This window comes from Rhizobium leguminosarum bv. trifolii WSM2297, assembly GCF_000271845.1.
In genome coordinates, this window is sequence record NZ_JH719395.1 from 188,210 (window position 1) to 211,615 (window position 23,406).

28 protein-coding genes are annotated in these 23,406 nt (G+C 60.7%); 15 read left to right on the forward strand and 13 right to left on the reverse strand.

The window, feature by feature from the left end:
- Window positions 1-43: 43 nt before the first annotated feature.
- A complete protein-coding gene (locus RLEG4DRAFT_RS16150) occupies window positions 44-625 on the reverse strand; it encodes an NYN domain-containing protein (RefSeq protein ID WP_003578261.1) in 582 nt (193 codons plus the stop codon).
- 297 nt (window positions 626-922) lie between these two features.
- Between RLEG4DRAFT_RS16150 and rpoZ the strand changes: the two genes are divergently transcribed.
- The 12 genes from rpoZ (at window position 923) to RLEG4DRAFT_RS16205 (ending at window position 11,264) form a co-directional block, all read left to right on the forward strand.
- Entirely contained in the window at window positions 923-1,327 is a 405-nt protein-coding gene (gene rpoZ / locus RLEG4DRAFT_RS16155) for a DNA-directed RNA polymerase subunit omega (protein WP_003574261.1), read from the forward strand.
- A 183-nt stretch (window positions 1,328-1,510) separates the two neighbouring features.
- Window positions 1,511-3,745, forward strand: a complete 2,235-nt coding sequence (locus RLEG4DRAFT_RS16160; RefSeq protein ID WP_003574259.1) for a RelA/SpoT family protein — start codon at window positions 1,511-1,513, stop codon at window positions 3,743-3,745.
- A gap of 194 nt (window positions 3,746-3,939) precedes the next feature.
- On the forward strand, window positions 3,940-4,089 hold the full coding sequence (locus RLEG4DRAFT_RS38895) for a DUF3563 family protein (RefSeq protein WP_003578264.1): 150 nt from the start codon (window positions 3,940-3,942) through the stop codon (window positions 4,087-4,089).
- 158 nt (window positions 4,090-4,247) lie between these two features.
- Window positions 4,248-4,838: a DUF2062 domain-containing protein gene (locus tag RLEG4DRAFT_RS16165; RefSeq protein WP_003578266.1), complete on the forward strand. Its 591-nt coding sequence runs from the start codon at window positions 4,248-4,250 to the stop codon at window positions 4,836-4,838.
- A gap of 38 nt (window positions 4,839-4,876) precedes the next feature.
- Entirely contained in the window at window positions 4,877-5,281 is a 405-nt protein-coding gene (gene acpS, locus RLEG4DRAFT_RS16170; protein WP_003578267.1) for a holo-ACP synthase, read from the forward strand.
- A 134-nt stretch (window positions 5,282-5,415) separates the two neighbouring features.
- Complete coding sequence (gene lepB / locus RLEG4DRAFT_RS16175) at window positions 5,416-6,159, forward strand: signal peptidase I (RefSeq protein WP_003578268.1); 744 nt, start codon at window positions 5,416-5,418, stop codon at window positions 6,157-6,159.
- Complete coding sequence (gene rnc, locus RLEG4DRAFT_RS16180) at window positions 6,156-6,875, forward strand: ribonuclease III (RefSeq protein ID WP_003578269.1); 720 nt, start codon at window positions 6,156-6,158, stop codon at window positions 6,873-6,875. Before lepB ends, rnc begins: the two co-directional genes overlap by 4 nt.
- A 7-nt stretch (window positions 6,876-6,882) precedes the next feature.
- Entirely contained in the window at window positions 6,883-7,824 is a 942-nt protein-coding gene (gene era, locus RLEG4DRAFT_RS16185) for a GTPase Era (protein WP_003578270.1), read from the forward strand.
- Between the two features lie 150 nt (window positions 7,825-7,974).
- Window positions 7,975-8,727, forward strand: a complete 753-nt coding sequence (locus RLEG4DRAFT_RS16190) for a Crp/Fnr family transcriptional regulator (RefSeq protein WP_003578271.1) — start codon at window positions 7,975-7,977, stop codon at window positions 8,725-8,727.
- Window positions 8,728-8,824: 97 nt separating this feature from the next.
- A complete protein-coding gene (locus RLEG4DRAFT_RS16195) occupies window positions 8,825-9,310 on the forward strand; it encodes a response regulator (RefSeq protein ID WP_037093785.1) in 486 nt (161 codons plus the stop codon).
- Between the two features lie 85 nt (window positions 9,311-9,395).
- Window positions 9,396-10,166: a DNA repair protein RecO gene (gene recO, locus RLEG4DRAFT_RS16200; RefSeq protein ID WP_003578273.1), complete on the forward strand. Its 771-nt coding sequence runs from the start codon at window positions 9,396-9,398 to the stop codon at window positions 10,164-10,166.
- A 102-nt stretch (window positions 10,167-10,268) separates the two neighbouring features.
- Window positions 10,269-11,264, forward strand: a complete 996-nt coding sequence (locus RLEG4DRAFT_RS16205) for an aldo/keto reductase (protein ID WP_003578274.1) — start codon at window positions 10,269-10,271, stop codon at window positions 11,262-11,264.
- Window positions 11,265-11,678: 414 nt separating this feature from the next.
- Here RLEG4DRAFT_RS16205 and RLEG4DRAFT_RS16210 read toward each other — a convergent pair whose 3' ends face one another.
- The 3 genes from RLEG4DRAFT_RS16210 to RLEG4DRAFT_RS16220 all read right to left on the reverse strand — a co-directional run bounded on the left by RLEG4DRAFT_RS16210 (window position 11,679) and on the right by RLEG4DRAFT_RS16220 (window position 15,319).
- Window positions 11,679-12,536, reverse strand: coding sequence for an MOSC domain-containing protein (locus RLEG4DRAFT_RS16210; protein ID WP_003578275.1), 858 nt, complete (start codon window positions 12,534-12,536; stop codon window positions 11,679-11,681).
- Window positions 12,537-12,663: 127 nt separating this feature from the next.
- Window positions 12,664-13,308: an HD domain-containing protein gene (locus RLEG4DRAFT_RS16215; RefSeq protein WP_003578276.1), complete on the reverse strand. Its 645-nt coding sequence runs from the start codon at window positions 13,306-13,308 to the stop codon at window positions 12,664-12,666.
- Window positions 13,309-13,423: 115 nt separating this feature from the next.
- Window positions 13,424-15,319 carry a putative bifunctional diguanylate cyclase/phosphodiesterase gene (locus tag RLEG4DRAFT_RS16220; RefSeq protein WP_003578278.1) on the reverse strand — a complete coding sequence of 632 codons (1,896 nt, stop codon included), beginning with the start codon at window positions 15,317-15,319 and terminating at the stop codon, window positions 13,424-13,426.
- A 426-nt stretch (window positions 15,320-15,745) separates the two neighbouring features.
- Between RLEG4DRAFT_RS16220 and RLEG4DRAFT_RS16225 the strand changes: the two genes are divergently transcribed.
- Window positions 15,746-16,099 (forward strand): hypothetical protein, encoded by a 354-nt coding sequence (locus tag RLEG4DRAFT_RS16225; protein ID WP_171898216.1) that lies wholly within the window; start codon window positions 15,746-15,748, stop codon window positions 16,097-16,099.
- A 191-nt stretch (window positions 16,100-16,290) separates the two neighbouring features.
- Window positions 16,291-16,806, forward strand: a complete 516-nt coding sequence (locus tag RLEG4DRAFT_RS16230; RefSeq protein ID WP_003578282.1) for a superoxide dismutase family protein — start codon at window positions 16,291-16,293, stop codon at window positions 16,804-16,806.
- A gap of 29 nt (window positions 16,807-16,835) precedes the next feature.
- On the opposite strand, the gene RLEG4DRAFT_RS16235 is transcribed toward RLEG4DRAFT_RS16230, so the two are convergent.
- The 8 genes from RLEG4DRAFT_RS16235 to RLEG4DRAFT_RS16270 form a co-directional block, all read right to left on the reverse strand.
- Window positions 16,836-17,717 carry a mechanosensitive ion channel family protein gene (locus RLEG4DRAFT_RS16235; RefSeq protein ID WP_003578283.1) on the reverse strand — a complete coding sequence of 294 codons (882 nt, stop codon included), beginning with the start codon at window positions 17,715-17,717 and terminating at the stop codon, window positions 16,836-16,838.
- A 57-nt stretch (window positions 17,718-17,774) separates the two neighbouring features.
- On the reverse strand, window positions 17,775-18,305 hold the full coding sequence (locus tag RLEG4DRAFT_RS16240; RefSeq protein ID WP_003578286.1) for a tyrosine phosphatase family protein: 531 nt from the start codon (window positions 18,303-18,305) through the stop codon (window positions 17,775-17,777).
- Window positions 18,302-18,910: a YfbR-like 5'-deoxynucleotidase gene (locus RLEG4DRAFT_RS16245; protein WP_003578288.1), complete on the reverse strand. Its 609-nt coding sequence runs from the start codon at window positions 18,908-18,910 to the stop codon at window positions 18,302-18,304. The genes RLEG4DRAFT_RS16240 and RLEG4DRAFT_RS16245 overlap by 4 nt, the downstream gene beginning before the upstream one ends.
- A complete protein-coding gene (locus tag RLEG4DRAFT_RS16250; RefSeq protein WP_003578289.1) occupies window positions 18,907-19,761 on the reverse strand; it encodes a YgfZ/GcvT domain-containing protein in 855 nt (284 codons plus the stop codon). Before RLEG4DRAFT_RS16250 ends, RLEG4DRAFT_RS16245 begins: the two co-directional genes overlap by 4 nt.
- Before the next feature lie 98 nt (window positions 19,762-19,859).
- Complete coding sequence (locus tag RLEG4DRAFT_RS16255) at window positions 19,860-20,618, reverse strand: hypothetical protein (protein ID WP_003578291.1); 759 nt, start codon at window positions 20,616-20,618, stop codon at window positions 19,860-19,862.
- 18 nt (window positions 20,619-20,636) lie between these two features.
- A complete protein-coding gene (locus RLEG4DRAFT_RS16260; protein ID WP_003578293.1) occupies window positions 20,637-20,894 on the reverse strand; it encodes a hypothetical protein in 258 nt (85 codons plus the stop codon).
- Window positions 20,895-20,997: 103 nt separating this feature from the next.
- Entirely contained in the window at window positions 20,998-21,420 is a 423-nt protein-coding gene (locus RLEG4DRAFT_RS16265) for a TIGR02301 family protein (protein ID WP_037094634.1), read from the reverse strand.
- Window positions 21,421-21,479: 59 nt separating this feature from the next.
- On the reverse strand, window positions 21,480-21,896 hold the full coding sequence (locus RLEG4DRAFT_RS16270; RefSeq protein WP_003578297.1) for an NUDIX hydrolase: 417 nt from the start codon (window positions 21,894-21,896) through the stop codon (window positions 21,480-21,482).
- A 165-nt stretch (window positions 21,897-22,061) separates the two neighbouring features.
- On the opposite strand from RLEG4DRAFT_RS16270, the gene RLEG4DRAFT_RS16275 reads away from it, so the two are divergent.
- Window positions 22,062-22,826 carry an SOS response-associated peptidase gene (locus tag RLEG4DRAFT_RS16275; protein ID WP_003578298.1) on the forward strand — a complete coding sequence of 255 codons (765 nt, stop codon included), beginning with the start codon at window positions 22,062-22,064 and terminating at the stop codon, window positions 22,824-22,826.
- A gap of 140 nt (window positions 22,827-22,966) precedes the next feature.
- Here RLEG4DRAFT_RS16275 and RLEG4DRAFT_RS40880 read toward each other — a convergent pair whose 3' ends face one another.
- Window positions 22,967-23,113: a hypothetical protein gene (locus RLEG4DRAFT_RS40880; protein WP_003578300.1), complete on the reverse strand. Its 147-nt coding sequence runs from the start codon at window positions 23,111-23,113 to the stop codon at window positions 22,967-22,969.
- Window positions 23,114-23,406: the final 293 nt, after the last annotated feature.

Consider the following 23,406-nt stretch of genomic DNA (forward strand, 5'->3'; position numbering starts at 1 on the left):
ACCATAGGGTTACGGTTACTCGGTTTCGGGATAACCGGCCAGATCAGTCCTCGAAGTCGCTGGCCGGCGCGACTTCGGCAGGGCGCGGGGCGCGCTCGGCGGGATCACGACCGATTTCAGCCTTCAACGACAAGAGATCGATGAAATGATCGGCCTGGCGGCGCAGGTCGTCGGCGATCATCGGCGGCTGGGTCGCCATGGTCGAGATCACCGAAACCTTGCGGCCCCTGCGTTGCAACGCCTCGACGAGGTTGGTGAAGTCGCCGTCGCCCGAGAAAATGACGAGATGATCGACCGTTTCGGACTGTTCCATCGCGTCGATCGCAAGCTCGATGTCCATGTTGCCCTTGATCTTTCTGCGACCCATGGAATCTGTGAATTCCTTGGCGGGCTTGGTCACGACCTTATAGCCATTATAGTCGAGCCAGTCGATCAGCGGCCGGATCGAGGAATATTCCTGATCCTCGATCAGAGCGGTATAATAGTAAGCGCGCAGGAGATAGCCGCGTTTCTGGAATGCTTTCAAGAGCTTGCGGTAATCTATGTCGAAACCGAGGCTCTTGGATGCAGCGTAGAGATTGGCGCCGTCAATGAAGAGTGCAATTTTTTCGCGTGGGTCAAACATCGCTTACCAATCCAATGAGAGCAATCGAAATCCGCAGGACCAAAATTCAATAAAATCAATGAGTTGTGTTTTTGATTTTGCTCTGATCCATACTTTAACAATTATTCATATATGAAAGATTTAGGGCACGATTCGGCATATTCCAAGCAACCTCAGGTGGAATTGTGACATTCTCCATGGAAATTTAGCTCAGCCGCTTATAAAGACGAGGGGAGCCGGAATGAAAAACTTGTATTTGCCCGGTTTTAATTGTATCGGGCGTGCTAATCCCGAAATGACGACCGTAAAGGACAGGCAATGGCCCGTGTCACAGTTGAAGATTGCATCGACAAGGTGGAGAACCGCTTCGAGCTGGTTCTGCTCGCCAGCCACCGCGCCCGGCTGATTTCTCAGGGCGCCTCGATCACCATCGATCGCGACAACGACAAGAACCCGGTCGTGGCGTTGCGCGAAATCGCCGACGAGACGCTTTCGCCCGATGACCTCAAGGAAGACCTGATCCATTCGCTGCAGAAGCATGTCGAAGTCGACGAGCCCGAGCCCGATCCGGCCAGCATGATCGCCGCCGGCGGTGTCGCCGCAGCCGACAGCGAGGAGCAGGACGACCTGCCGGAAACGATCACCTTCGACCAGATGTCGGAAGAAGAACTGCTTGCCGGCATCGAAGGCCTGGTGCCGCCTGAGAAGAGCGACGACTACTAAGCGGGCAGGCTGATCCCAGGTCGTATGTGATCCCGGTCGCATGCGAACCGAAAATCATGCGATGCGAAAGAGCGATGATTACCAATCGTCAATCTTGCGCCTTTATTGCTTAGGCATATTATTGCCCATGTGTGCGCCAATCGTTGATTGGCGCGCTTTTATTTTTACCGGAGTGGCTTTGGAATGATGCGGCAGTACGAGCTCGTGGAGCGGGTTCAGCAATACAAGCCCGATGCCAATGAAGCACTGCTGAACAAAGCCTATGTCTACGCCATGCAGAAGCATGGCCAGCAAAAGCGCGCCAGCGGCGATCCCTATATTTCCCACCCGCTCGAAGTCGCCGCTATCCTCACCGACATGCACCTCGATGAATCGACGATCGCAGTGGCCCTGCTGCACGATACGATCGAGGATACGACGGCGACCCGCGCCGAAATCGACGAACTCTTCGGCGAGGATATCGGCCGCCTGGTCGAGGGTCTGACCAAGATCAAGAAGCTCGATCTCGTCACCAAGAAGGCCAAGCAGGCCGAGAACCTGCGCAAGCTGCTGCTCGCCATATCAGACGATGTGCGCGTGCTGCTCGTCAAGCTTGCCGATCGCCTGCACAATATGCGCACCCTCGATCACATGTCGGCCGACAAACGTGCCCGCATCTCCGAGGAGACGATGGAAATCTATGCGCCGCTCGCCGGCCGCATGGGCATGCAGGATATGCGCGAGGAGCTGGAGGAACTCTCCTTCCGCCATATGAACCCGGAAGCCTACGACACCGTCACCAAAAGGCTGGAAGAGCTTTCCAAGCGCAACGAGGGCATCGTTAAGAAGATCGAGGCAGAACTGCGCGACCTGCTTGTCGCAAGCGGCCTGACGAGCGCCTATGTCAAGGGCCGGCAGAAGAAGCCCTATTCGGTCTTCCGCAAGATGCAGTCGAAGTCGCTTTCCTTCGAGCAGCTTTCCGATGTCTACGGTTTCCGATTGATCGTCGAGGACATTCCGTCCTGTTACCGGGCGCTCGGCATCGTCCACACCCGCTGGCGCGTCGTGCCCGGCCGCTTCAAGGATTATATCTCGACGCCGAAGCAGAACGATTACCGTTCGCTGCACACCACCATCGTCGGCCCCTCCAGCCAGCGTATCGAACTGCAGATCCGCACCAAGCGCATGCACGAAATCGCCGAATTCGGCATCGCCGCCCACACGCTCTATAAGGACGGCGCCACCAATGCCGACGGCGACATCCTCTCGCGTGAATCCAATGCCTATTCCTGGCTGCGCCATACGATCGAGGCTCTGGCCGAGGGCGACAGCCCGGAGGAATTCCTCGAACACACCAAGCTGGAGCTCTTCCAGGACCAAGTCTTCTGCTTCACGCCGAAGGGCAAGCTGATTGCCTTGCCGCGTGGCGCCACGCCGATCGATTTCGCCTATGCGGTGCACACCAATATCGGCGATACCACGGTCGGCGCCAAGATCAACGGCCGCATCATGCCGCTGGTGACGCGGCTTGCCAATGGCGACGAGGTCGAGATCATTCGCTCCGGCGTGCAGGTCCCGCCCGCCGCCTGGGAGGAGATCGTCGTCACCGGCAAGGCGCGCGCCGCCATCCGCCGCGCCACCCGCATGGCGATCCGCAAGCAATATGCCGGCCTCGGCCACCGCATTCTCGAGCGCACCTTCGATAGGGCCGGCAAGATCTTCTCCCGCGAGGCGATGAAGCCGGCGCTGCACCGTCTCGGCCAGAAGGATGTCGAGGATGCGATCGCTGCCGTCGGCCGCGGCGAGATGTCCTCGCTCGATGTGCTGCGCGCCGTCTATCCCGACCATCAGGATGAGCGCGTCACAGTGAAGCCTTCAGGCGACGACGGCTGGTTCAATGTTCGCAGCGCAGCCGGCATGATCTTCAAGATCCCCGGAAAGGCCAAGCCCGGGCTAGACGGCCGCCATCCGGAAGTCGACACGGACGTCGATATCGGGCCGATCCGCGGCCTGTCCGGCAATGTCGACGTCAAGTTCGCGTCAACGGGCGCGGTGCCCGGCGATCGCATCGTCGGCATCATGGACCAGGGCAAGGGCATCACCATCTATCCGATCCAGTCGCCGAGCCTGCAGCGCTTCGACGATCAGCCCGACCGTTGGATCGACGTCCGCTGGGATCTCGACGAAGCCAACAAGTCGCGTTTCATGGCGCGCATCATGGTGAATGGGTTGAATGAGCCCGGCACGCTTGCCAAGGTCGCCCAGACGGTTGCAGGCCTCGACGTCAATATCCGCTTGCTGAATACGGTGCGGGTCGCGGCCGATTTCACCGAAATGATGCTCGAGGTCGAGGTCTGGGACCTGCGTCAGCTCAATCAGCTGCTCGCCCAGATGAAGGAACTGGACTGCATCGCCACGGTCCGGCGGCTCTACGAGTAGGCTTTTGTTAATCCTGTCCGCCCTTGAACCGATAAATTGCACATTTTGTGATCGTTTTGTGGTCGGGATGGCACATGGAAACGGCAAGCAATGCGCTTAACGCATGGCTGTCTCCATGTTGCGGCGGTGGTAATTAACCTTTGCCGCGACTATCTTCTGGTCATCGAAACGTAAACAGAAGATGAGACAAGATAATGTTTGACCCTATCAGGAAAATCGCTCGCGCCCTTCGCGCTCCGACTGCCCAGGAACGTGAAATGGCTTATTTGAACGGCTCGTTCGATCGTATCGATCTCGAGTTTCGTCAGCGCCAGGTCGACCGCGGTCTGTTCCGCAATCGCTGATACTGAACTTTATACTTGAACCGAGTGAGGGACGTTATGCATAACGGACGCCCCTCGGCATGAACAAGCTCTTCTCTGCTGAGAGGACTGAGCTGTTTTTTCGGCGGTATCATTTGCCGCCCTTGTCATGGTCAGGTGCGCTGCACTAAATACCGGCCATGTTATTTCGCCGTCGCAAGCCCGCCGGGTTCAAGGAAAAGATGCGAGAGCTTCTATGGCCCCGCAAAGGTTTCCTTCGCCCGCTCCGTTACCTCTCAATGCGCATCCTGCGCCTGAGCGCTTCGCCGCACGCGGTTGCGGCCGGCGTCGCTGCCGGTGTCTTCGTCTCGTGGACGCCTTTCATCGGCGTGCATTTCGTCATGGCCTTCGTCATCACCTATTTCCTCTCCGGCAGCATGGTGGCCGCCGCCCTCGGTTGCGCCGCCTTCGGCAATCCGCTGACCTATCCCTTCATCTGGGGCATCACCTGGGAGATCGGGCATCTACTGCTCAGCCGTGAGGATCATCTGGCCGGTCAGGCGATTGATTTGGCCGCTCTGTTTCACAAGCTGAACTTCAGTGAGCTATGGAGGCCGGTGCTGGAACCGATGCTGGTCGGCGCCATTCCGCCGGCGATCGTCACCTCCGTTGCGCTCTATGCGCTGACATTCTACACCGTGAAGGGTTTTCAAACGCGCCGCCACACCCGGCTGCTGGAGCGGGCGCGTCTGCGTCTGGCGAGCCCTGCCGGCGACATGCCCAGCGTATGAACCTGGTCAACAAATCTTAAGCGACGGAAGGTTCCGGCATGATCATCGGCATTGGCAGCGATCTGATCGACATTCGCCGCGTCGAGAAATCCATCGAGCGCTTCGGCGACCGTTTCACCCATCGCTGCTTCACCGAGATCGAGCGCGCGCGGTCCGACCGCCGGGCAAATCGCGGTGCCTCCTATGCCAAGCGTTTTGCCGCCAAGGAGGCTTGTTCCAAGGCGCTCGGCACCGGCATATCCCAGGGCGTCTTCTGGAAGGACATGGGCGTCGTCAACCTGCCGAGCGGCAAGCCGACCATGGTTTTGTCGGGTGCTGCCGCCCTGATCCTCGAATCGATGCTGCCCGCGGGCCACAGGCCCGCCATTCATTTGACAATAACGGATGATTATCCCTTGGCGCAGGCCTTCGTGATTATCGAGGCGTTGCCCGAGAGTCTGTGATCGCGACCCCGGAAGCGTTGACGCGACCTCTCGTCGCTTTTGACATTGTCGCCATTGCCGCAACCGGCCGAAGCCGCTAGAGAGAACGACAGAAAAAATTGCGCCTCCGCGGCGTCTTGAAGGAATAAGACTGCGTGTCCGAAAAAGTCGAAGCCAAGCCGAACGCCCTCTGGGAAAATATCAAGGTCATTATCCAGGCGCTGATTTTGGCGATGGTGATCCGAACGGTGCTGTTTCAGCCCTTTACCATTCCGTCCGGTTCGATGATGCCGACGCTGCTTGTCGGCGACTACATCTTCGTCAATAAGTTCGCTTACGGCTATTCGAAATATTCGTTGCCCTTCTCGCCCGACATCTTCAGCGGCCGCCTGTTCGGCGCCGATCCGAAGCGCGGTGACATCGTCGTCTTCCGCTTCCCGCCGAACCCCGAGGTTGATTACATCAAGCGCTGCATCGGCCTGCCGGGCGACCATGTCCAGGTTACGGACGGCGTGCTCTACGTCAACGGAAAGCCGGTTCCGAAGGTGGCCGACGGTACCTTCACGTCGGATTACAAGCTTGATCCGGGCGCCGATGTGCCGGTCTTCCGCGAAACGCTCGACAGCGGCAAGACTTACGACACGCTCGATCAGTCTCCCGTGTCGCGCGGCGATAACACCCGCGAGTTTATCGTGCCGGAAGGCCATTATTTCATGATGGGCGACAACCGCGACAACTCGCTCGACAGCCGCTTCGACGTCGGCTTCGTGCCGGCCGAGAATCTTGTTGGCCGCGCCAGCGTCATCTTCTTCTCGCTCGGCAACGACACCTCCTTCCGCGAAATCTGGAAATGGCCGACGAACATGCGCTGGGACCGCCTCTTTAAGGTTGTTGAATGAGCAAGGCGCAGACGCTTTCTGCGGCAGACCGCGCAAAGCTTGAAGGCCTGATCGGTCACGACTTCGCCGAAAAGGAACGCCTCGACCGGGCGCTGACCCATGCCAGCGCCCGCACTGAGAAGGGCGGCAATTACGAACGGCTGGAATTCCTCGGCGACAGGGTGCTCGGTCTCTGCATTGCCGAACTGCTGTTCCGCACCTTTGGCACGGCGGGGGAAGGCGAACTCTCGGTTCGCCTCAACCAGCTGGTCAGCGCCGAAACCTGTGCCGCGGTCGCCGACGAACTCAATCTTCATCTCTATATCCGCACCGGCGCCGATGTGAAGAAATTGACCGGCAAGCGGATGATGAACGTGCGCGCTGATGTCGTCGAAAGCCTGATCGCCGCGATCTATCTCGATGGCGGCCTCGAAGTTGCCCGCCGCTTCATCCTGCGCTACTGGCAGGGCAGGGCGGTCAGGGCCGATGGCGCTAAGCGCGACGCCAAAACCGAGCTGCAGGAATGGTCGCACGCGAAATTCGGAGTCACGCCCAACTACCGGGTTGATGAACGCAGCGGACCGGATCATGATCCGCGTTTCAAGGTGACGGTGGAAGTTGCTGGCATAAAGCCGGAAACCGGCGTAGAGCGATCGAAGCGTGCCGCGGAACAGGTTGCGGCGACGAAGATGCTTGAGCGCGAAGGCATTTGGCAGCAATCGCCTGCCGGAAACTGACGGGACAATGACACAAGAAGAAGATATCGCGGCCGAAGCTGCCGCAGAACCCAATGGTCCGACACATTCGGGCTTCGTCGCGCTGATCGGGCCGACCAATGCTGGCAAGTCGACGCTGGTGAACCGCCTCGTCGGCGCCAAGGTCTCGATCGTCAGCCATAAGGTGCAGACGACACGCGCCATCGTCCGCGGCATCGCCATCCACGACAACGCCCAGATCGTCTTCATGGATACGCCCGGTATCTTCAAGCCGCGCCGCCGGCTCGACCGCGCCATGGTGACCTCGGCCTGGGGCGGGGCGAGGGATGCAGATCTGATCGTGCTCTTGATCGACAGCGAGCGCGGCCTGCGCGGCGATGCCGAAGCCATTCTCGAAGGCCTCAAGGAAGTCCGGCAGCCGAAGATCCTGCTGCTCAATAAGATCGACCGCGTCAACCGCGAGGATCTGCTGGCGCTGGCGGCCGCGGCTAACGAGAAGATCGCCTTCGAGCGCACCTTCATGATCTCAGCCGAAAATGGCTCCGGTTGCGATGACGTTATGGACTATCTGGCGAAAACGCTGCCGGAGGGGCCGTGGTACTATCCGGAAGACCAGATCTCCGATCTGCCGATGCGCCAGCTCGCCGCCGAGATTACCCGCGAGAAGCTGTTTCTGCGCCTGCACCAGGAGCTTCCCTACGCCTCGCACGTTGAAACGGAAAAGTGGGAAGAGCGCAAGGACGGCTCGGTGCGGATCGAGCAGGTGATCTATCTCGAGCGCGACAGCCAGAAGAAGATTGCGCTCGGCAAGGGTGGTGAAACCATCAAGGCGATCTCGACTGCGTCGCGCAAGGAATTGTCGGAGATTCTCGAGCAGCCGGTCCATCTCTTCCTGTTCGTCAAGGTTCGTGAGAATTGGGGCGATGATCCGGAGCGGTTCCGCGAAATGGGTCTCGATTTCCCGAAATAAGCATGGCAAGGATTTCGTCGGTTAGCCGCCAGCCCCTTGTTTCCGCATAAAAAATCCGCTTCGCTGACGGAACAATTCAGTGGCTTGTGCATTCCTTAATGAACGGCGCGCCACGGACGGCGCGCCGATTTTGCGACGGCAAGGGCAAACATGGTGACGTCGAGACCGATCCACTCTTTCAAGACCCCTTGCCAGCAATGTCCTTTGCGGCCCCTGCCGCATTTCAGGGAATTCAGCCGTGACGAGCTGGAATTCGTCTCGCATTTCAAGAGGGGCGAGCTTGCCGTCGATGCCGGCTCCACCATCCTCGTCGAGGGCGCTCATAGCGCTCATCTCTTCACGGTGCTTTCCGGCTGGGGCTTTCGCTACAAGATGCTGGAGGATGGGCGCCGCCAGATCCTGAATTATATCATGCCGGGCGACCTGATCGGCCTGCAGGGAACCATTGCCGGCGAGATGCAGCATTCCGTCGAAGCGCTTTCGCCGGTCTCTCTGTGCGTCTTCGAGCGCGACAGGCTGATGACGCTCTATAACAAACATCCCTCACTCGCCTTCGACATCACCTGGATCGCCGCGCGCGAGGAGCGCATTCTGGATGAACACCTGCTCTCCATCGGCCGCCGCACGGCACTGGAAAGAGCAGCCTACCTGATCGCTTTCCTGTTTGAGCGTGGCCGGAAGCTAAATCTCTTCAATGGCCGCAAATTCATTCCCATCACCCAGCAGCACATTGCCGATACACTCGGCCTTTCCATCGTCCACACCAACAAGACCTTGAAAAAGCTTGGTGAACGCGGGTTGATCCGCTGGCAGGAGCGCGGCTGTGAAGTGCTGAACGGCGAGGAATTGATGGCTATTTCCGGCTGGGAAGGGCTCGGAGAGAGCAAGCGCCCATTCATCTAGCCAAGGGCCTTATGTCTTTTTTAAATGCGCATTAGCTTTTGGGAAAATAAGGTCGGCCGTCATCTTTCCTCGATTTGATTCTAATCGGCCGGGCAAAATGGTTTATTCAGAAATGGTGGCGGAATTCACCGATGGCGTGCCATGCGGGGCACCGGAGGGCAATGATGTTGGCGAAACGGCCAGGGCGCTGCTGCAGGCGCCCGATGGGGTGCATGGAATCATGAGCGCAATCCGTGTTCTGGTTCTTGAAGACAGTCTGATCATTGCGATGGAGGCGGAGGATATGCTGCGCCTGGCCGGCGTCGAGAATATCGATATCGTCGGCAGTGTGGAGCAGGCGAGGGCTGTCATCGCCGCGGAGACATATGATTTCGCCCTTCTCGACGTCAATCTCGGCGAAGGCATGAGTTTCGGATTTGCCCGTCATCTTCTCGATCTCGACATTCCCTTCGGTTTCGTCAGCGGCTATTCCGATACCGGCGATTTCCCGCCCGATCTGCAGCACATTCCGCTTCTGGTGAAGCCTTTCGACGAAACGGCGATGCGTGAATTCCTGCTGAGGCTTTTCCCGGCTGTCGTCTGACGCGGTCCATGACAGCAGCCAGGCCTTTCCGATTTTCGGGGTTATGCGCTAGGATGGATTCGTCAGCCGTAAGGACTTTCTTTCGATGCAGTGGCAGGACCATGCGATCATCCTGGGCGTCAAGCGCCATGGCGAGACGAGTGTCATCGCCGAGGTGATGACGCGTGATCGCGGCCGCCATCTCGGCTTGGTGCGCTCCGGCCGTTCGCGCGCCATGCAGCCGGTGCTGCAGGCCGGCAATGCCGTGGAGGTCATCTGGCGCGCCAGGCTGGACGAACATCTCGGCGAATTCCGCGTCGAGCCGGTGACGCTGCGCGCCGCCCGCCTGATGGAAACGGCCACCGCCGTCTACGGCGTCCAGGCGATGGGCGCGCTGCTGCGGCTGCTGCCGGAGCGTGACCCGCATCCGCACCTCTTCGATGCGCTGGAGGTCATCCTCGATCACCTGCACAACCCGGCCGATGCCGGCGAACTCTTTGTGCGTTTCGAGCTTGCGGTGTTGAATGATCTCGGCTTCGGCCTCGATCTGGCCGAATGCGCCGCGACCGGCGCCCGGTCCGATCTCGTCTATGTCTCGCCGAAATCCGGCCGCGCCGTCAGCCGCAGCGCCGGTGCCCCCTGGGCGGATAAGATGCTGCTGCTGCCACCGTTTCTCGGTGCCGAAGGCAACCAAGCGGCCGACTTCGATAGTCTCGCGGCGGCATTCCGTCTGACGGGTTTTTTTCTGCATCGTCACGTCTATGAACCGCGCGGCATCGAAGCCGCGGCAGCCCGCGACGGCTTCGTTCAGGCGGCGCTCAAGGCGCTCAATCCAGCCTTGCGGACACTTTCGGGTCCGAATGGTATTTCCGCCTGAACTCCGGTTTTTTACCAGTGCAAAACATCCTCCGGATTTGGCGGTTTACCCGCATGAGAGCCCCTCCTATGTCTTGTGGGACTGCCAGCCAAGGAGGATCTCATGCTGACCAAGACCGCAACCCCGACAACGATCACGCTCTGGAACGGCCGCGAAATTCCGCGTCTCGGTATGGGATGCTGGGCGATCGGCGGTCCCTTCTTTGCCGGTGACACGCCGCTCGGCTGGGGCGAAGTCGACGACGATGAATCCGTCGAGGCGATCGGCCGCGCCATCGAACTCGGCATCCGCTTCTTCGATACGGCCTCCAATTATGGGGCCGGCCATTCTGAGGAGGTGCTCGGCCGGGCGATCGGCAATCGTGACGACATTCTCATCGCTACCAAATTCGGCTTTGCCACCGACCCGGACACCAAGCAGGCAACCGGTGCCTTCGCCGATGAGGCCTTCATCCGCCGTTCGGTCGAGACCTCGCTGCGTCGTCTCAAGCGCGACCGCCTCGATCTCCTGCAGTTCCACATCAATGATTTTCCGTTGGAACAGTCGGATGCCGTATTCGATACGCTGGAAGCGCTGCGCGCCGAAGGCAAGATCGATGCGTTCGGCTGGAGCACCGATTTTCCGGATCGTGCCGCCCGTCATGCCGGCCGCACGGGCTATGTCTCCGTTCAGCATACGATGAACGTCTTCGAGCCGGTGCCGGAAATGATTGCGGTGATCGAAGGGCAGGGGCTGATCTCCATCAATCGCGGCCCACTGGCCATGGGGCTCTTGACCGGCAAGTTCACCGCCGACAAAGCGGTGGGCGCCAAGGATGTCCGCGGTGCGGCCCTCGACTGGATGGTTTATTTCAAGGACGGGCGCATGGCGCCGGAATTCGCCGCAAGGCTCGACGCCGTCCGCGATCTCCTGACCTCGGGTGGCCGCACGCTGACGCAAGGGGCGCTTGCATGGCTCTGGGCAAAATCGCCGCGCACGCTGCCCATTCCGGGCTTCCGCACAGTCGCCCAGGTGGAGGAAAATGCCGGCGCGCTGGAAAAGGGACCACTGCCGGCCGATGTCCTGGCGGGGATTGATGCCGCACTGGGGCGCGGGTAGGAGACGGGCGCAACGCTCAACGCCTCCAACATGTCAGTCCGCCCGAACTGCCATCCATTGGATTCGTCAAAGTGGTAAGGTTGCGGCTTGCCTCCCTCTTCTCCCCAGCGGGGAGAAGGTGGCCCGAAGGGTCGGATGAGGGGGCCGCACGGCACACCTTTCATTGCGCTTCGCTCATGCTCAGCACATTCGCGGTTTTGCCGCTCACCCCCTCAACCGCCTGCCGGCACCTTCTCCCCGCTGGGGAGAAGAGACGTGTAGCACACGCCTTGTCACCTCTCCTCATTCAGAGCAAGGCGTGTCTGAGGACGTTGCTCTTTGCTCTTTCATCCTGTCCTCCGATCGGCCCGAGCGTAGGAACGAGGATGTCGCGACGTATTCGGGAGAAAGCGTCGTTCTCTTCCGCAATTCGACCTACCCTCGCGCACGAACCTTCAACGCCCAGCCCTCTGGCCGCTCTTCGACGACGCGGACGGTGTCGCCGATCGTGATCCTGCCGCTGCCGCGCGGGGTGACGTTCCAGCCGAAGAGCGGGCCGGGCACACGTCGGTCGGCCGACATGCGGATGCGGCCCATGGCCGGCATCGGGTTCGGCACCTCACCTGAGCCGGTCAATTGGTCCTGCGTCGTCATGATGCAGCGCGAGCAGGGTTTGACGAGGTCGAAGCGAATGCCTGATATTTCGATCGCCGCCCATCGGTCTTCCGGCCAGGCCTCGTCGATATCGATGACGATGTTTGGCCGGAAGCGTTCCATGCCGACGCTGCCTTCGCCATGAGCGGCGAGATCGGCATTCAGCGCCTTCAGCGAGCCGGTCGTCGTCACCAGGATCTGGTATCCGTCGGTAAAGGTGACCGGTGCGCCTTCGCCGGCCCATTCGGCATTCGCCGTCCGCTGCGCCTGGCCATCGAAGAAGACCAGTTGCACCTCGCGGCCGAGCCATTCGGAAAGCTGCCGGTTGCTCTCGGCATCGGCGACGGCGGCGCTGACGGTCGATTTCCACACGGTCACATCCATGCGGCTGTCACGCCGCGGCGGCGGCACCGATATTTCCTGTTTTCCCTCCATCAGCAGCCGAAAAGCGCCAGGTTCCGGCCGCAACTCGATGCGCGCGAGATCCGGCAATTCGCGCTGGGTGATGAAATGGCCCTTGGGATCGGTGATCATCGCCCGCCGGTCGCCGGGAAGCCCGTAGGCGTCGATCTCGGCCGAAGGCAGTGCAATGCCGCGGGCGCTCTTGAGCGGGTAAATAAAGAGGTCGCTGATCCGCATGCCCGTTCTCCTGGATTTCGTCCCCTGATGCATGTCTCCCGGAAGTGTGCAGCGGTTCCGGGATAACGACATGCATAAAACAAAGAGCTAAAGCGTGTCACGTGAGAGAAATCTAATGCGACGCGCTTTAGATTTCGCCCATGAATTCCGAGAGGAAATCGCGCAGGCTCTTGTCCCGCGCGGCCGCCAGCTTGCGACCGGTCTCGGTCTGGAATCCGTCCGCCAGTTTGAACAGCTTCGTCTGGAAATGGTCAACGGCATAACGCTTGTCATCGAGCGGGCGGTTTGCTGCCGCCGGGTCGAATGGATCATAGAGCCCGGATCCCAGTCGGCCGGCGATATAGAAGCAGCGGGCGGCGCCGACCATGCCGATCGCGTCGAGCCGGTCGGCGTCCTGCAGGATCTTGGCCTCCAGCGTTTGCGGCGCCACCCCGGCCGAGAAACTATGCGCGGTGACGGCATGAGCCACATCTTCGATATCCGCCTCTCTCCAGCCGAGATCTGCCAGGATCGCCGATGCCTTTTCCGCCGCCAGAGCCGATGCTTTTGCTCGTAGGGGCGAATTCTTCTCGACGGCGACGCAGTCGTGCAGCAGCACGGAAGCGGCAAGAACCCGCCCGTCGCCGCCTTCTTCAGCGTGGATGCGCATGGCGTTGCGGAAGACGCGCAGGATATGGGCGAGATCGTGCGAGCCGTCGTCGCCATCGGCCGCGTGTGCGATCAGCGTCGCTGCAAGGGTTTCATGAGGGGAGAAGGCTTCAGCTTCGAACATTGCGTCACCTGTTATGCGGATGCGGGATCTCGGTCAAAACACGCGACAATGAAGGCTCGGGGACCGTGGCCGGTTTTGTAGCGGCTTGCCGTGCGAGTCGCAATTGAGGCCGGTTTCAGCGCCTGGCTTCGGGAAGATGCGTCTCGGCGCCATTCTTCGGCAGGGAGAGAAGACGAGGCACGTCACGCGCGGGTCTCGGCGGACTGATGTGATAACCCTGGATCTCGTCGCATTCCTCGCATTCGAGCAGCGCCAGCTGCGCGGCCGTCTCGACGCCTTCGACCGTGACGCGCATGCCGAGCGCGTCGCCAAGCAGGATGATCGCGTGCATGATCGCATGCGCCTCCTTGTTGTCGACGATGTCGTTGACGAAGGATTTGTCGATCTTGATCTTGTCGAAGGGGAAGCTCGACAGATAGCTCAGCGAGGAATAGCCGGTGCCGAAATCGTCCATCGAGATGCGGATGCCGCGCTCCTTCAGCGCATGCAGGATCGGCAGCACCTCGCTGAGATTTTCCATCAGCACGCTCTCGGTGATTTCGAGCTCAAGCCGCGACGGCGACACCGCGGCGGCGGCAAGAGCCTCGCTGACATCCTTGGTCAGGTCGCTGTTGCTGAATTGGATCGCCGAAACGTTGACGGCGACCTTGATGCCCTCCGGCCATTGCGCCGCATCGCTGCAGGCTCGGCGCAAAACCCAGCGGCCGATATCGACGATGAGGCCGACCTCTTCGGCGAGCGGAATGAAATCCATCGGCGCAACGCGGCCGCGGATCGGGTGGTTCCAGCGGATCAGAGCCTCGAAGCCGCAGATACGGCGCTGCGAAAGGTCATAGAGCGGCTGGTAATGCAGCTCGAATTCTTCTCTCTCAACGGCGGCTTTGAGGTCTGCCTCGAGCGCGTGGCGCAGCTGCATCTGTACTTCCATCTCGCCGGCGAAGAAACGCTCGCGTTTACGCCCGTCCGCCTTGGCATGCGACAGCGCCACGGCGGCATTCTTCAAGAGGATATCGGTCTCCTCGCCATCCCCCGGGGCGACTGCGATCCCCATGGAGACATCGAGTTCCACTCGTTTCTCGCCGTGGGAAAATGGCTCGGAAAGCGCACGGCGGATCTGCTCGGCAAGGGCGGTCACGTTCCACGGCTGCTGCCTGCCTGTCTGCAGGATGGCGAATTCATCCGAGCCGAGGCGCGCCAAGGCGTTTTCCGAACCGGCCGAGGCTCGGATGCGCTCGGCGACCTGCTGCAAGATCGTGTCGCCGACTGACACGCCCATCATGTTGTTGATCGATTTGAACCGGTCGAGATTGAGGTGAACGAGGGCGATCTGCTCGTGCGGCTTGCGCTCGATGAGCATCGCATCGACCTGCTCGCGGAAATGGATGCGGTTCGGAAGGCCGGTCAGCGGGTCATGGTGGGCGAGATAGGTGATGCGCTCGGCCGCCTTTCGATCCTCGGTGATATCGGCATGAATGGCGATGCTGCTGCCGTCGGCAAGGATGGTCACCATGCTCTGGATGATGCGGCCGTCGTCCATCAGCCATTCGCGCCGACGAATACTGCTGCTGTTTGCGGTTGCAGAAGAATGTCGCCCGGCTCGCCGGGCGGCCTTGGCGCCCTCGGCACCGCGCATTTTGTCGACGAGATCGGCGATCGTCGCGCCGGCAGTGACATCGTCCTGCGTCAGGCCGAACAGCTGACGGAAGCGAATGTTGGAAAGCGTCAGCCGCTGGTCTGCGTCGAAGACGCTGAGACCGAGTGGCAGGTTGTTGAAGATGATTTCGAAGAGTCGCTGCTGTCCATCGAATGCCTGACTGAGGGCCGACATATTGCCGCGCAGCGCATGATTTTCCCTCAGCAGCGTTTCCGCGCTTCGCTCGATTTCGTCATAGTCATTTTCATGGACGCGGTAGGTCGCGATCACAAGCTCCATCAGACGATGCGCATCGACCGATCCATCGGCCGTAATGGCCTGGCTGCATTGTTGCCAGAAGAGCGCTTCAGCTTTCATGTGGAGGCGTCTTGCGGTCGGCGGCGACGGCAACGGTCCTCTTTGGTTGATGAACGTACCTCATCGCGTCGGAAAACCTTTCAAAGAATGAACGTGAAATTGATTTTTTATAAGCTGATCGTCTGAGTAGTGTCTTGTTGCGCCCATTTTGGATCGGCGGGATTAATATTCGGTTGCAGTGCAGCAACAGTCTCGCCTCGGTAGAGATTTGTTTTTTATGTGAAAAAACCCTGAAATACCGCGATCTCCTATGGCTGCAAGCAGCCGAAAGCTCCGCCTCCAGGCATTTCGTTAACCATTGTCAATCATCGTTAATGAGAAGTTAACAACTTATTGACGCACTGCGCAAATCAGTTTAACCAGCGAGTCAATCAGTGATTTTCCACATTCGTATTGCGTACAAACACCACCGGCAAAAGGCGGTGAATGGAGGTTTGTATGACCAGCACCACATCCGTTTCCGACACTTCATATGCATATCTGGCGACACTCTCGCGGCTTGATGCCAATGGCGATGGCGTGCTCAGCCGCGGCGAACGTGCCGCCGACGAGAAGCCCGGCATCATCAAGGAACTTCTGGACGAGGATCACACCAGCGAGACGCAGCCGAAATTTTCCGGCAACCTGATTGCGCTGATGATGGACTCGCGTGACAGCGGCATGGCAAGCAGTATCGCCGTCCCTTATCCGTTGCAGCAGACGGCGCCGATATCGGGCGATCAACCGGACGATCTCTATCGCAATACTTACGGCCAGTTCGACTTCGACGCCGTCGCCTGAGCCGCTCCCGAATCGGGTCATCTGCAAGCCAGCCGTTTGGCCGGCTTTTTCCGTTCTGCGCTCCCTGCGCATAGCGCCACTACTAAGCGGTGGCGCGTCCTTCGCGCCTTCTGGGGCGCGCGGCGCTCTAAAATAGGAACACCTTCCGGGTTGATACGTTCAGAAGGACAACCGGACGGAAGGAGATCTCCATGAAAGCCATGTGCACTATCGCCGCCCTGAGCTTGCTTGCCGTTGCATTGCCGGCGGGCGCTCAAGACAAGCAGACGGCGGTCGCCAATTTCGTCGGCAAGGACGGCAAGGAAGACGGCCGCGCGCAACTGACGGCTGCCGCCAGCGGCGGTGTCCTGATCGAGGTCGAGATATCGGGGCTGCCGGCGAACAAATGGGTCGCCTTCCATATTCATGAGACCGGCCGCTGCGACGCCGCGACCCATCACGAGTCGGCCGGCGGTCACTTTAATCCTGAGAAGGCCGAGCACGGCCTCCTTGCCGCCAAGGGTCCGCATGCTGGCGATATGCCCAATCAATATGTCGGACAGGACGGGATGCTCAGGGCGCAGGTCTTCGACAGCATGGTCACACTCGACGGCAAGACCGACGGCATTCGCGGCCGCGCATTGATGGTGCACGCCAATTCGGATGATTATCGCAGCCAGCCCTCGGGGGATGCCGGGGAAAGACTGTCCTGCGGCGTCATTCAATAGTCTGCCGTATGAATTCCTGGATCAATGTCTCACTGCCGCGTCGGCGCCGGCTTTTCAGCCGCCGCCCTGCCGTTGGACGTCTTTGCCGGCGCGGGGTTCGGTGCATCCGGCAACGCGGCCGGGTTGTTCTCGTCGAAGGCGAGTTTTACGCGTTTTGCCATGTCACGGCTGACCCCCCACCAGTCACCGGTCTTTGCCCAGTAGCGCAGCGTCACGAAGGTCGCACCGTCGCCGAGGCTGTCGATGAAGACGCTGGGTTGCGGTGACGTCAGCACCCGGGAATCGGCTTTGGCAAGGCCCATCAAGGTTTCCATCGACTGATCGAGGTCATCCTCCACCTTGATTTTCAGCTCGTTCCGCCGCGTCGCCTCGCGGCTGAAATTGGTAATCGGCGTGTTCCAGAGCGTCGAATTCGGCGCCAACCGGTAGAGCCCGTCGGCGGTCCTCAGTTCGGTCGCAAACAGCCCGATTTCGCGCACCGTGCCGGCCACGCTGCTGGTCTCGATGTATTCCCCGACCCGGAACGGCCTGAGAATCAGCAGCATGATACCAGCGGCGATATTCTGCAGCGTTCCTTGCAGTGCCAGTCCGATCGCCAGCCCGGCTGCGCCGAGGGCCGCGATGATCGAGGCGGTGTGGACGCCGAATTGGCCGAGCACGGTGATGAACACCAGGATGAGCAGCGCGTAACGCAGCACATTGGTGAAGAATCGCGCCAGCGTCTCGTCGATGCCATGCACGCGCGACAGGCCTTCATAAGCCCAGCGGCTGGCAAAACCGGCGAGCGCCCAGCCGAGAACGAGCAAGATCACCGCCCCGAGCACGGAGAAGGAATATTGCACCGCCAGCGCGCTCGCCTGGCTGAGCGCCGTTTGCGTGGCGAGAAGGACGTCGGCTGCCTGTTGTTGCATGATCTGGCCTTGTCGATTGTAAGTCGTCGGGCCTAGATGGGGCGGCTGGCGGCAGCGTCAACCGCAGGCGGCGTCCCGGATGGCAAGCACGAAGGGCGTCTTGCCGTCGGCATCCGCACCGCGTCCGATTGCCCGCACTGCCGCAACCAGCCGGCCGCCGCGGTTAAGCAGGGCGTCGCCGATCTCGATCAGCCGGGCATTCGGCGTCGCGAAAGGCGAGGCCGCCCGCAGCCGGCGGGCAAGCGTTTCCTCGCTCTGATCGGGTGTAAGCGACAGCGCGGCGATCAGGGCTGCGGCGGGCGATCGCGACACACCCATCCAGCAATGGATGAGAAGCGGCGTCTCCTGCCGCCACGATGCGGCAAAGTCGATGATCCCCTGCACATGCGTCTCGTCGGGCGCCACCAGGCCGCCGGTGCCCTTGAAAGTGATGTCGTTCATCGCAAGCGTCAGGTGACGGTCGGCGGCGATCACGCCCGGCCGGTGAAAGGCCTGCTCCTTGGCGATCAGGCTGATCATGTCACGCGCCTTGTGGCGCACCGCCATCTCGGCGATGCGCGACAGCGGCGAGACGACGATGAAGCTCACGACACCATCTCCCGCTCGGCTTCCAGCGCCGCGAAGCGTTCGCAGAACAGCCGCTGCGCTTCGATCGCCGGCAGTGGCTCGATCAGCAGCATCTCCCTGCTGACGCCGCGCGGCTGGCCGAAGAATTTCTGCGCTTCGGCGGGTGTGAAGCCGGCCAGCACCGTCGCCTCGAAATAGGCGGCGATCGTATCGGCCTTCTTGATTCGGTCCTTAAGGTCGCGCGAGGGATGCGGCGGCAGGCCGAAGCGCAGGTGCACGGCGGCCTCCAGCCGCTTTTCCACCGTCTTGTAGCCGCCGCCGACCACCGATTTGAACGGCGAGATCATATCGCCGATCACATATTCGGGCGCGTCATGCAGCAGCGCCATCAGACATTCCTGCGGGGAGGCATCATTGAAGCGGCGGAAAATGTCTTCGACGACCAGACTGTGCTGCGCCACCGAAAAAGCATGATCGCCCGATGTCTGGCCGTTCCAGCGGGCGACACGCGCCAGCCCATGGGCGATGTCGATCAGTTCGACATCGAGCGGCGAGGGGTCCAGCAGGTCGAGCCTGCGCCCGGACAGCATGCGTTGCCAGGCACGCGGAGCTTTCGCAACTGTCACGCGCTGGCCTCGTCGGCACTGGTGGGAAAGGCAAGGCCGGACCATTGCGGCAGGACGAGGGAAACCGGCGTTTCGCCGGCGAGCAGGGGGGTACCTGCCGCCATCGCGGCGCCGGCGCGGTCGATGCGCACGATCGCCAGTCCATGGTCGCCTTCGACCGAACCGAGTGTGCCAACAGGTTTGCCGGCGGCGGTGATCTCAGTTCCCGTCGCTGGCAAGGCTGTAGCGGCGGAAACGGTCACAACGCGCCGCCGTGCAGTGCCGCGGTGCTGCATGCGCGAGACGACCTCCTGGCCGACATAGCAACCCTTCCTGAAGGAGAGGCCGTCATTGAAATCCATCAGCACATCATGCGGGAAGGCGTCCTGCAGGGTAAAGTCCGGTCCCGACGTAACGATGCCGTGGCTGATACGCAGCGCATCGTAGAGCGCTTCCTCACCATTGCCGTGTTTGCCGGGCCGACGAAATAACGTGACTCCTGCCTTGGCGAAGCGACTGTCCCGGACGCCCTGGCCGTCCTGAACATGCTCGACACCTTCGCCCCAGGAAACGGTGACACCCTCTTCGGCGCGCGGCGCCAGCGTGACGGCTGCGCGCAGCTTGTACATCGTCAGCCGCTTCAGCAGGCCATCGCGCTGATCGGTGTCCGTTTCGATCGTATAGCCGTCGCCATCCTGCCAGATCATGAAGTCGAACAGGATCTTGCCCTGCGGCGTCAGCAGCGCGCCCGGCCGCGCCTCGGCGGCCTCAAGCGCGATGATATCGGTAGTGATCAGGTTCTGCAGGAAGGATTGGGCTTCCGCGCCGCTGATAGAGATAAGCGAGCGGTCTTTCAGGAATACGGCTGGCATGGCGGAACCTGTCGCGTTGGTCATCGCTCAGAGGTATGTCTTCATGAGATGGATCGCAAGCGCCCCATGCGAAACGCAAAACGCGCAAGCGACGTGGGTCAATCGCCCGCCGTGAAGAATTTCCATTTGCCCTGAGGCGTTATGCCGAGGCGGTAGAAATTATATCCGCCGAATTCCTGCATATCGGAAAGATCGCCGGCAGTGACGATGCGCAGCAGCTCGACGCGCTCCGGCGGCGTCAGCGACTTCAGATCCTTTTCGGCGAAATAGGGCCAGACATACATCTCGTCCGCCGTACCCTGGCCGACATGCACGAAGCCGGTCGAGACGATGTCGAGCATGATGGCGAGGATCTCGTCTCCGTCAGGATCGCCCGAAAGATCCTTCAGCGTGCCGATCGGATCGTCCGTGGGCTCGCCCACAGTCACCTGCGTCTGCTCGGTGCCGGTGCCCATCAGCGGCCGCAGCCGTTCGAGATCGCCGGAGGCGGCCGCCTCGACAATCTGCTCGCGCATCTTGCGAACCGGCTCGGGCACCTTGCTGATGTCGTAGATCACTTCGGCGGGTTTGGAAGCATCCTGGGCGCTCGGCGTCTTGTCGACACCCTGATTGTTCTGGCTGTTGACCAGCGGTTCGGCCATGGGAACGCTTTGAGCGGTTCCGCCCTGCGGCTGGCTCTGTCCCTGAGCGCTTCCCGGCGCGGCGGGCGCGTCGTTGGCCGCCTGGCCGGGGATCTTGTGCAGTTCGGAAAGCGCGTAGGCTGCCGGCGCGAGGAAAATATTGCCGGCGGCAAGGCTGAACGCAAGCAGCACCGGCGCGAGCGGAATTCGCGAAATTTTCTCTTTACCGGTATGCATCAAACTCTCTGATAACAATTATTGCAGGGTGCGGTTTGCGGAGAATTCGCCGGCAAGCATGCGTTCACGCAGCGAATCCAGCAAGGCTTCGGCGCTGCTTTCCCCGTGCAATCTGATCGTCTCGCGCAGTGCATGCGCTATCGCGGCATCAGCGATGATCTCAGGCTCGATTCCGTCGGCCATGCCGTCGGCCCAAGCCTCGTTCTGGTACTCCAGAGCCGCCTGCATCTTTTCGTGGACGATCATGTCGTCGATCTCGTTGAGGCTTGCTTCCATTGTCTTTTCCTCAGAACTTCTCATGTCTTACTGCACCGTTAACAACACTAACAGCCTTTTCCCAAAACGACACGTCCACATGCGAAAACAGGTTAATTAAACGTCAATTTCCAAAACGCGAGGTAATTTCTGTGGCAAGTGTTGCACCTTCGTTACGGTAGCGCTCTTCTGCCACGATGGCCGCTGGGGTGCAATCCGTATAGACGGAGGCGAAGGCGCGGTAGCCGCGATTGAAGGCTGCGGTCAGCCTTTCCTTGCGCTGCGGCTCGCCTCCGGTCTCCGAATCAAGCAACTGCTGCATGCCATTCCGCCACTCGTCGCCGCCTGCCGCCTTGCAGAGCGTTCTCAAATAATGCACCGAACCCAACACCTCGGCGAGCCGCGCCAGCTTGTCGTCGTAGGGCACGGTCGCCGGGGGCGGCGGCGCAATCTCTTCCACCTGTGGAGGCGGCGTGTTCTTGCCCTGCGCCAGGGTGGGGCCGGCGAGCACGATCAGGGACAGGAAAACGCGTCGAACGGGAATCATGTTCATGAGTTGATACGTTGAGCATGACGGCAACAAGGCGCGCCTGAGAGTTTCCACTCCTATTCGCCGCCTGAAAGCCGCTCCGCACATTCGAGCACACTCTGCGGCACCGGCAGCCGCCGGATCTCTTCCACCGTGTACCACCCAAGCGCCGCCGCGTCGTCGGCGGCTTCCGCCACCACCTCACGGTCGGCATCGACGCGAAAGACCGACAGGAAGAAATGGCTGCTGAGGCCGCCGTCGGCCGCATGCGTTTTCAGGTCATACGTCGAAAACAGCCGGGGATTGCGGACCGAAATGCCGGTTTCCTCGCGGAATTCCCGCAGCGCGGTTTGCTCCGGCGTCTCGCCCGGTTCGGCACGGCCGCCCGGAAAGGCATACATGTCCGCGGAAGGCGGATTGCGCCGCAACACTAGAAGGAATCGTCCGTCGCGTTCCAGAATGGCGGAGGAGGCGGCTTTGGCGGTTGGGGTCATGGGCTGCTCCTGGCTCGGATCGCCATCCTACCCGATCAACCGACATTTGCATGCGGCCACTGCTTGGCTTCCCCAATTTTCGTATGGTGGCGCCGAGCGAGGCCGCCTGCCAAACCTTCGCCGAGGCGCCTTGACCGGACTCAAGCCGGGTGCAAAGACAAGCCGATGTGTGGACGTTTCGCCCTGACTATCTCCAGCGCCGACCTGCGCGACTTCCTCTCCGGTGTCGATCTCGACGATTTTCCGGCGCGCTACAATATCGCCCCGACGCAGCCGATCCTCGTCGTCATAGCGGGCGAGGGCAGAGAGCAGGGCAGCAATTTGGCCGACCGGCGCGCCGTGCTCGTGCGCTGGGGCCTCACGCCGGGCTGGGTCAAGGATCCCAGGGACTTCCCGCTGCTGATCAATGCGCGCTCCGAAACCGCGATCGGCAAGGCCTCCTTCCGTGCGGCGATGCGCCACCGCCGCGTGCTCATTCCAGCCTCCGGTTTCTACGAATGGCATCGCCCGTCCAAGGACAGCGGCGAGAAATCGCAAGCCTATTGGATCAGGCCGCGCCAAGGCGGGGTTGTCGCCTTTGCCGGGTTGATGGAGACATGGTCCTCGGCTGATGGTTCCGAAGTCGATACCGGTGCGATCCTGACGACTTCGGCCAATGCCGGCATATCGGCAATCCATGATCGCATGCCTGTCGTCATCAAGCCCGAGGATTTCTCGCGCTGGCTCGATTGCAAGACGCAGGAGCCGCGCGAGGTGGCCGACCTGATGCAGCCCGTTCAGGAGGATTTCTTCGAGGTCGTCCCGGTGTCAGACAAGGTCAACAAGGTTGCCAACATGGGGCCTGACCTGCATGAACCGGCGGTGATCGAAAAGCCGCTAAAGGCTCCCGAAAAGCAAAGGCCGGATGGCGGCCAGCTCAGTTTCTTCTGAACGGCATGCGCCGTTTCTCCGATGGCGCGTATCCACTTCTTCAGCCGTGCGTGACGCTTGTCCAAGCACGGCGAGGTTTCGGCGTGGCCGCAGTCGTCAAGCGAGGAGTTTCGCAGCGGATCGTTGTTTGAACCGGCGCTTCACGCGGATTTTTTGACGCTGCCCGGCTTGTGTTTCGCCATCAGCGACGCTGCGGCAACGGCCTTCAGGCCGACGGGGCGGTAGTTGGCAGCGAGGTCAGGCTTGGCCGCCTGCTGTTCGCTGGTACTGCTCTTCTTCGAAGTCACGGATACTCTCCTTACGTGGTTCTTCCCTGGGTATTTTCTATTTTGAAGTTTCATCACGAATAGCGACAAAATGGGGACGCAGCTTATCAGGATTTGTAAACGCGCACCATAATTCGCGAGGCTTAACTGAAGCCTACGTTGGTTAATACTTACTGAAGGGAGGGGTTCCAATAAAACTCAGAAAGCAGTTTTTTTGGGGAAAGGCACGCAACGGTTTTCCCTGATGCAATCGCCGGGAAGTGTGCAGTGGTTCCGGGATGACGATAAGGCGCTAAAGCGCCTCGCATGAAACA

What these genes read in the sequence shown, in the direction of transcription:
- RLEG4DRAFT_RS16150 (WP_003578261.1), bottom strand. Translation starts at nt 625, where the DNA reads ATGTTTGACCCACGCGAAAAAATTGCACTCTTCATTGACGGCGCCAAT.
- rpoZ (WP_003574261.1), top strand. Translation starts at nt 923, where the DNA reads ATGGCCCGTGTCACAGTTGAAGATTGCATCGACAAGGTGGAGAACCGC.
- RLEG4DRAFT_RS16160 (WP_003574259.1), top strand. Translation starts at nt 1,511, where the DNA reads ATGATGCGGCAGTACGAGCTCGTGGAGCGGGTTCAGCAATACAAGCCC.
- RLEG4DRAFT_RS38895 (WP_003578264.1), top strand. Translation starts at nt 3,940, where the DNA reads ATGTTTGACCCTATCAGGAAAATCGCTCGCGCCCTTCGCGCTCCGACT.
- RLEG4DRAFT_RS16165 (WP_003578266.1), top strand. Translation starts at nt 4,248, where the DNA reads ATGTTATTTCGCCGTCGCAAGCCCGCCGGGTTCAAGGAAAAGATGCGA.
- acpS (WP_003578267.1), top strand. Translation starts at nt 4,877, where the DNA reads ATGATCATCGGCATTGGCAGCGATCTGATCGACATTCGCCGCGTCGAG.
- rnc (WP_003578269.1), top strand. Translation starts at nt 6,156, where the DNA reads ATGAGCAAGGCGCAGACGCTTTCTGCGGCAGACCGCGCAAAGCTTGAA.
- era (WP_003578270.1), top strand. Translation starts at nt 6,883, where the DNA reads ATGACACAAGAAGAAGATATCGCGGCCGAAGCTGCCGCAGAACCCAAT.
- RLEG4DRAFT_RS16190 (WP_003578271.1), top strand. Translation starts at nt 7,975, where the DNA reads ATGGTGACGTCGAGACCGATCCACTCTTTCAAGACCCCTTGCCAGCAA.
- RLEG4DRAFT_RS16195 (WP_037093785.1), top strand. Translation starts at nt 8,825, where the DNA reads ATGGTTTATTCAGAAATGGTGGCGGAATTCACCGATGGCGTGCCATGC.
- recO (WP_003578273.1), top strand. Translation starts at nt 9,396, where the DNA reads ATGCAGTGGCAGGACCATGCGATCATCCTGGGCGTCAAGCGCCATGGC.
- RLEG4DRAFT_RS16205 (WP_003578274.1), top strand. Translation starts at nt 10,269, where the DNA reads ATGCTGACCAAGACCGCAACCCCGACAACGATCACGCTCTGGAACGGC.
- RLEG4DRAFT_RS16210 (WP_003578275.1), bottom strand. Translation starts at nt 12,536, where the DNA reads ATGCGGATCAGCGACCTCTTTATTTACCCGCTCAAGAGCGCCCGCGGC.
- RLEG4DRAFT_RS16215 (WP_003578276.1), bottom strand. Translation starts at nt 13,308, where the DNA reads ATGTTCGAAGCTGAAGCCTTCTCCCCTCATGAAACCCTTGCAGCGACG.
- RLEG4DRAFT_RS16220 (WP_003578278.1), bottom strand. Translation starts at nt 15,319, where the DNA reads ATGAAAGCTGAAGCGCTCTTCTGGCAACAATGCAGCCAGGCCATTACG.
- RLEG4DRAFT_RS16225 (WP_171898216.1), top strand. Translation starts at nt 15,746, where the DNA reads ATGGAGGTTTGTATGACCAGCACCACATCCGTTTCCGACACTTCATAT.
- RLEG4DRAFT_RS16230 (WP_003578282.1), top strand. Translation starts at nt 16,291, where the DNA reads ATGAAAGCCATGTGCACTATCGCCGCCCTGAGCTTGCTTGCCGTTGCA.
- RLEG4DRAFT_RS16235 (WP_003578283.1), bottom strand. Translation starts at nt 17,717, where the DNA reads ATGCAACAACAGGCAGCCGACGTCCTTCTCGCCACGCAAACGGCGCTC.
- RLEG4DRAFT_RS16250 (WP_003578289.1), bottom strand. Translation starts at nt 19,761, where the DNA reads ATGCCAGCCGTATTCCTGAAAGACCGCTCGCTTATCTCTATCAGCGGC.
- RLEG4DRAFT_RS16255 (WP_003578291.1), bottom strand. Translation starts at nt 20,618, where the DNA reads ATGCATACCGGTAAAGAGAAAATTTCGCGAATTCCGCTCGCGCCGGTG.
- RLEG4DRAFT_RS16260 (WP_003578293.1), bottom strand. Translation starts at nt 20,894, where the DNA reads ATGGAAGCAAGCCTCAACGAGATCGACGACATGATCGTCCACGAAAAG.
- RLEG4DRAFT_RS16265 (WP_037094634.1), bottom strand. Translation starts at nt 21,420, where the DNA reads ATGATTCCCGTTCGACGCGTTTTCCTGTCCCTGATCGTGCTCGCCGGC.
- RLEG4DRAFT_RS16270 (WP_003578297.1), bottom strand. Translation starts at nt 21,896, where the DNA reads ATGACCCCAACCGCCAAAGCCGCCTCCTCCGCCATTCTGGAACGCGAC.
- RLEG4DRAFT_RS16275 (WP_003578298.1), top strand. Translation starts at nt 22,062, where the DNA reads ATGTGTGGACGTTTCGCCCTGACTATCTCCAGCGCCGACCTGCGCGAC.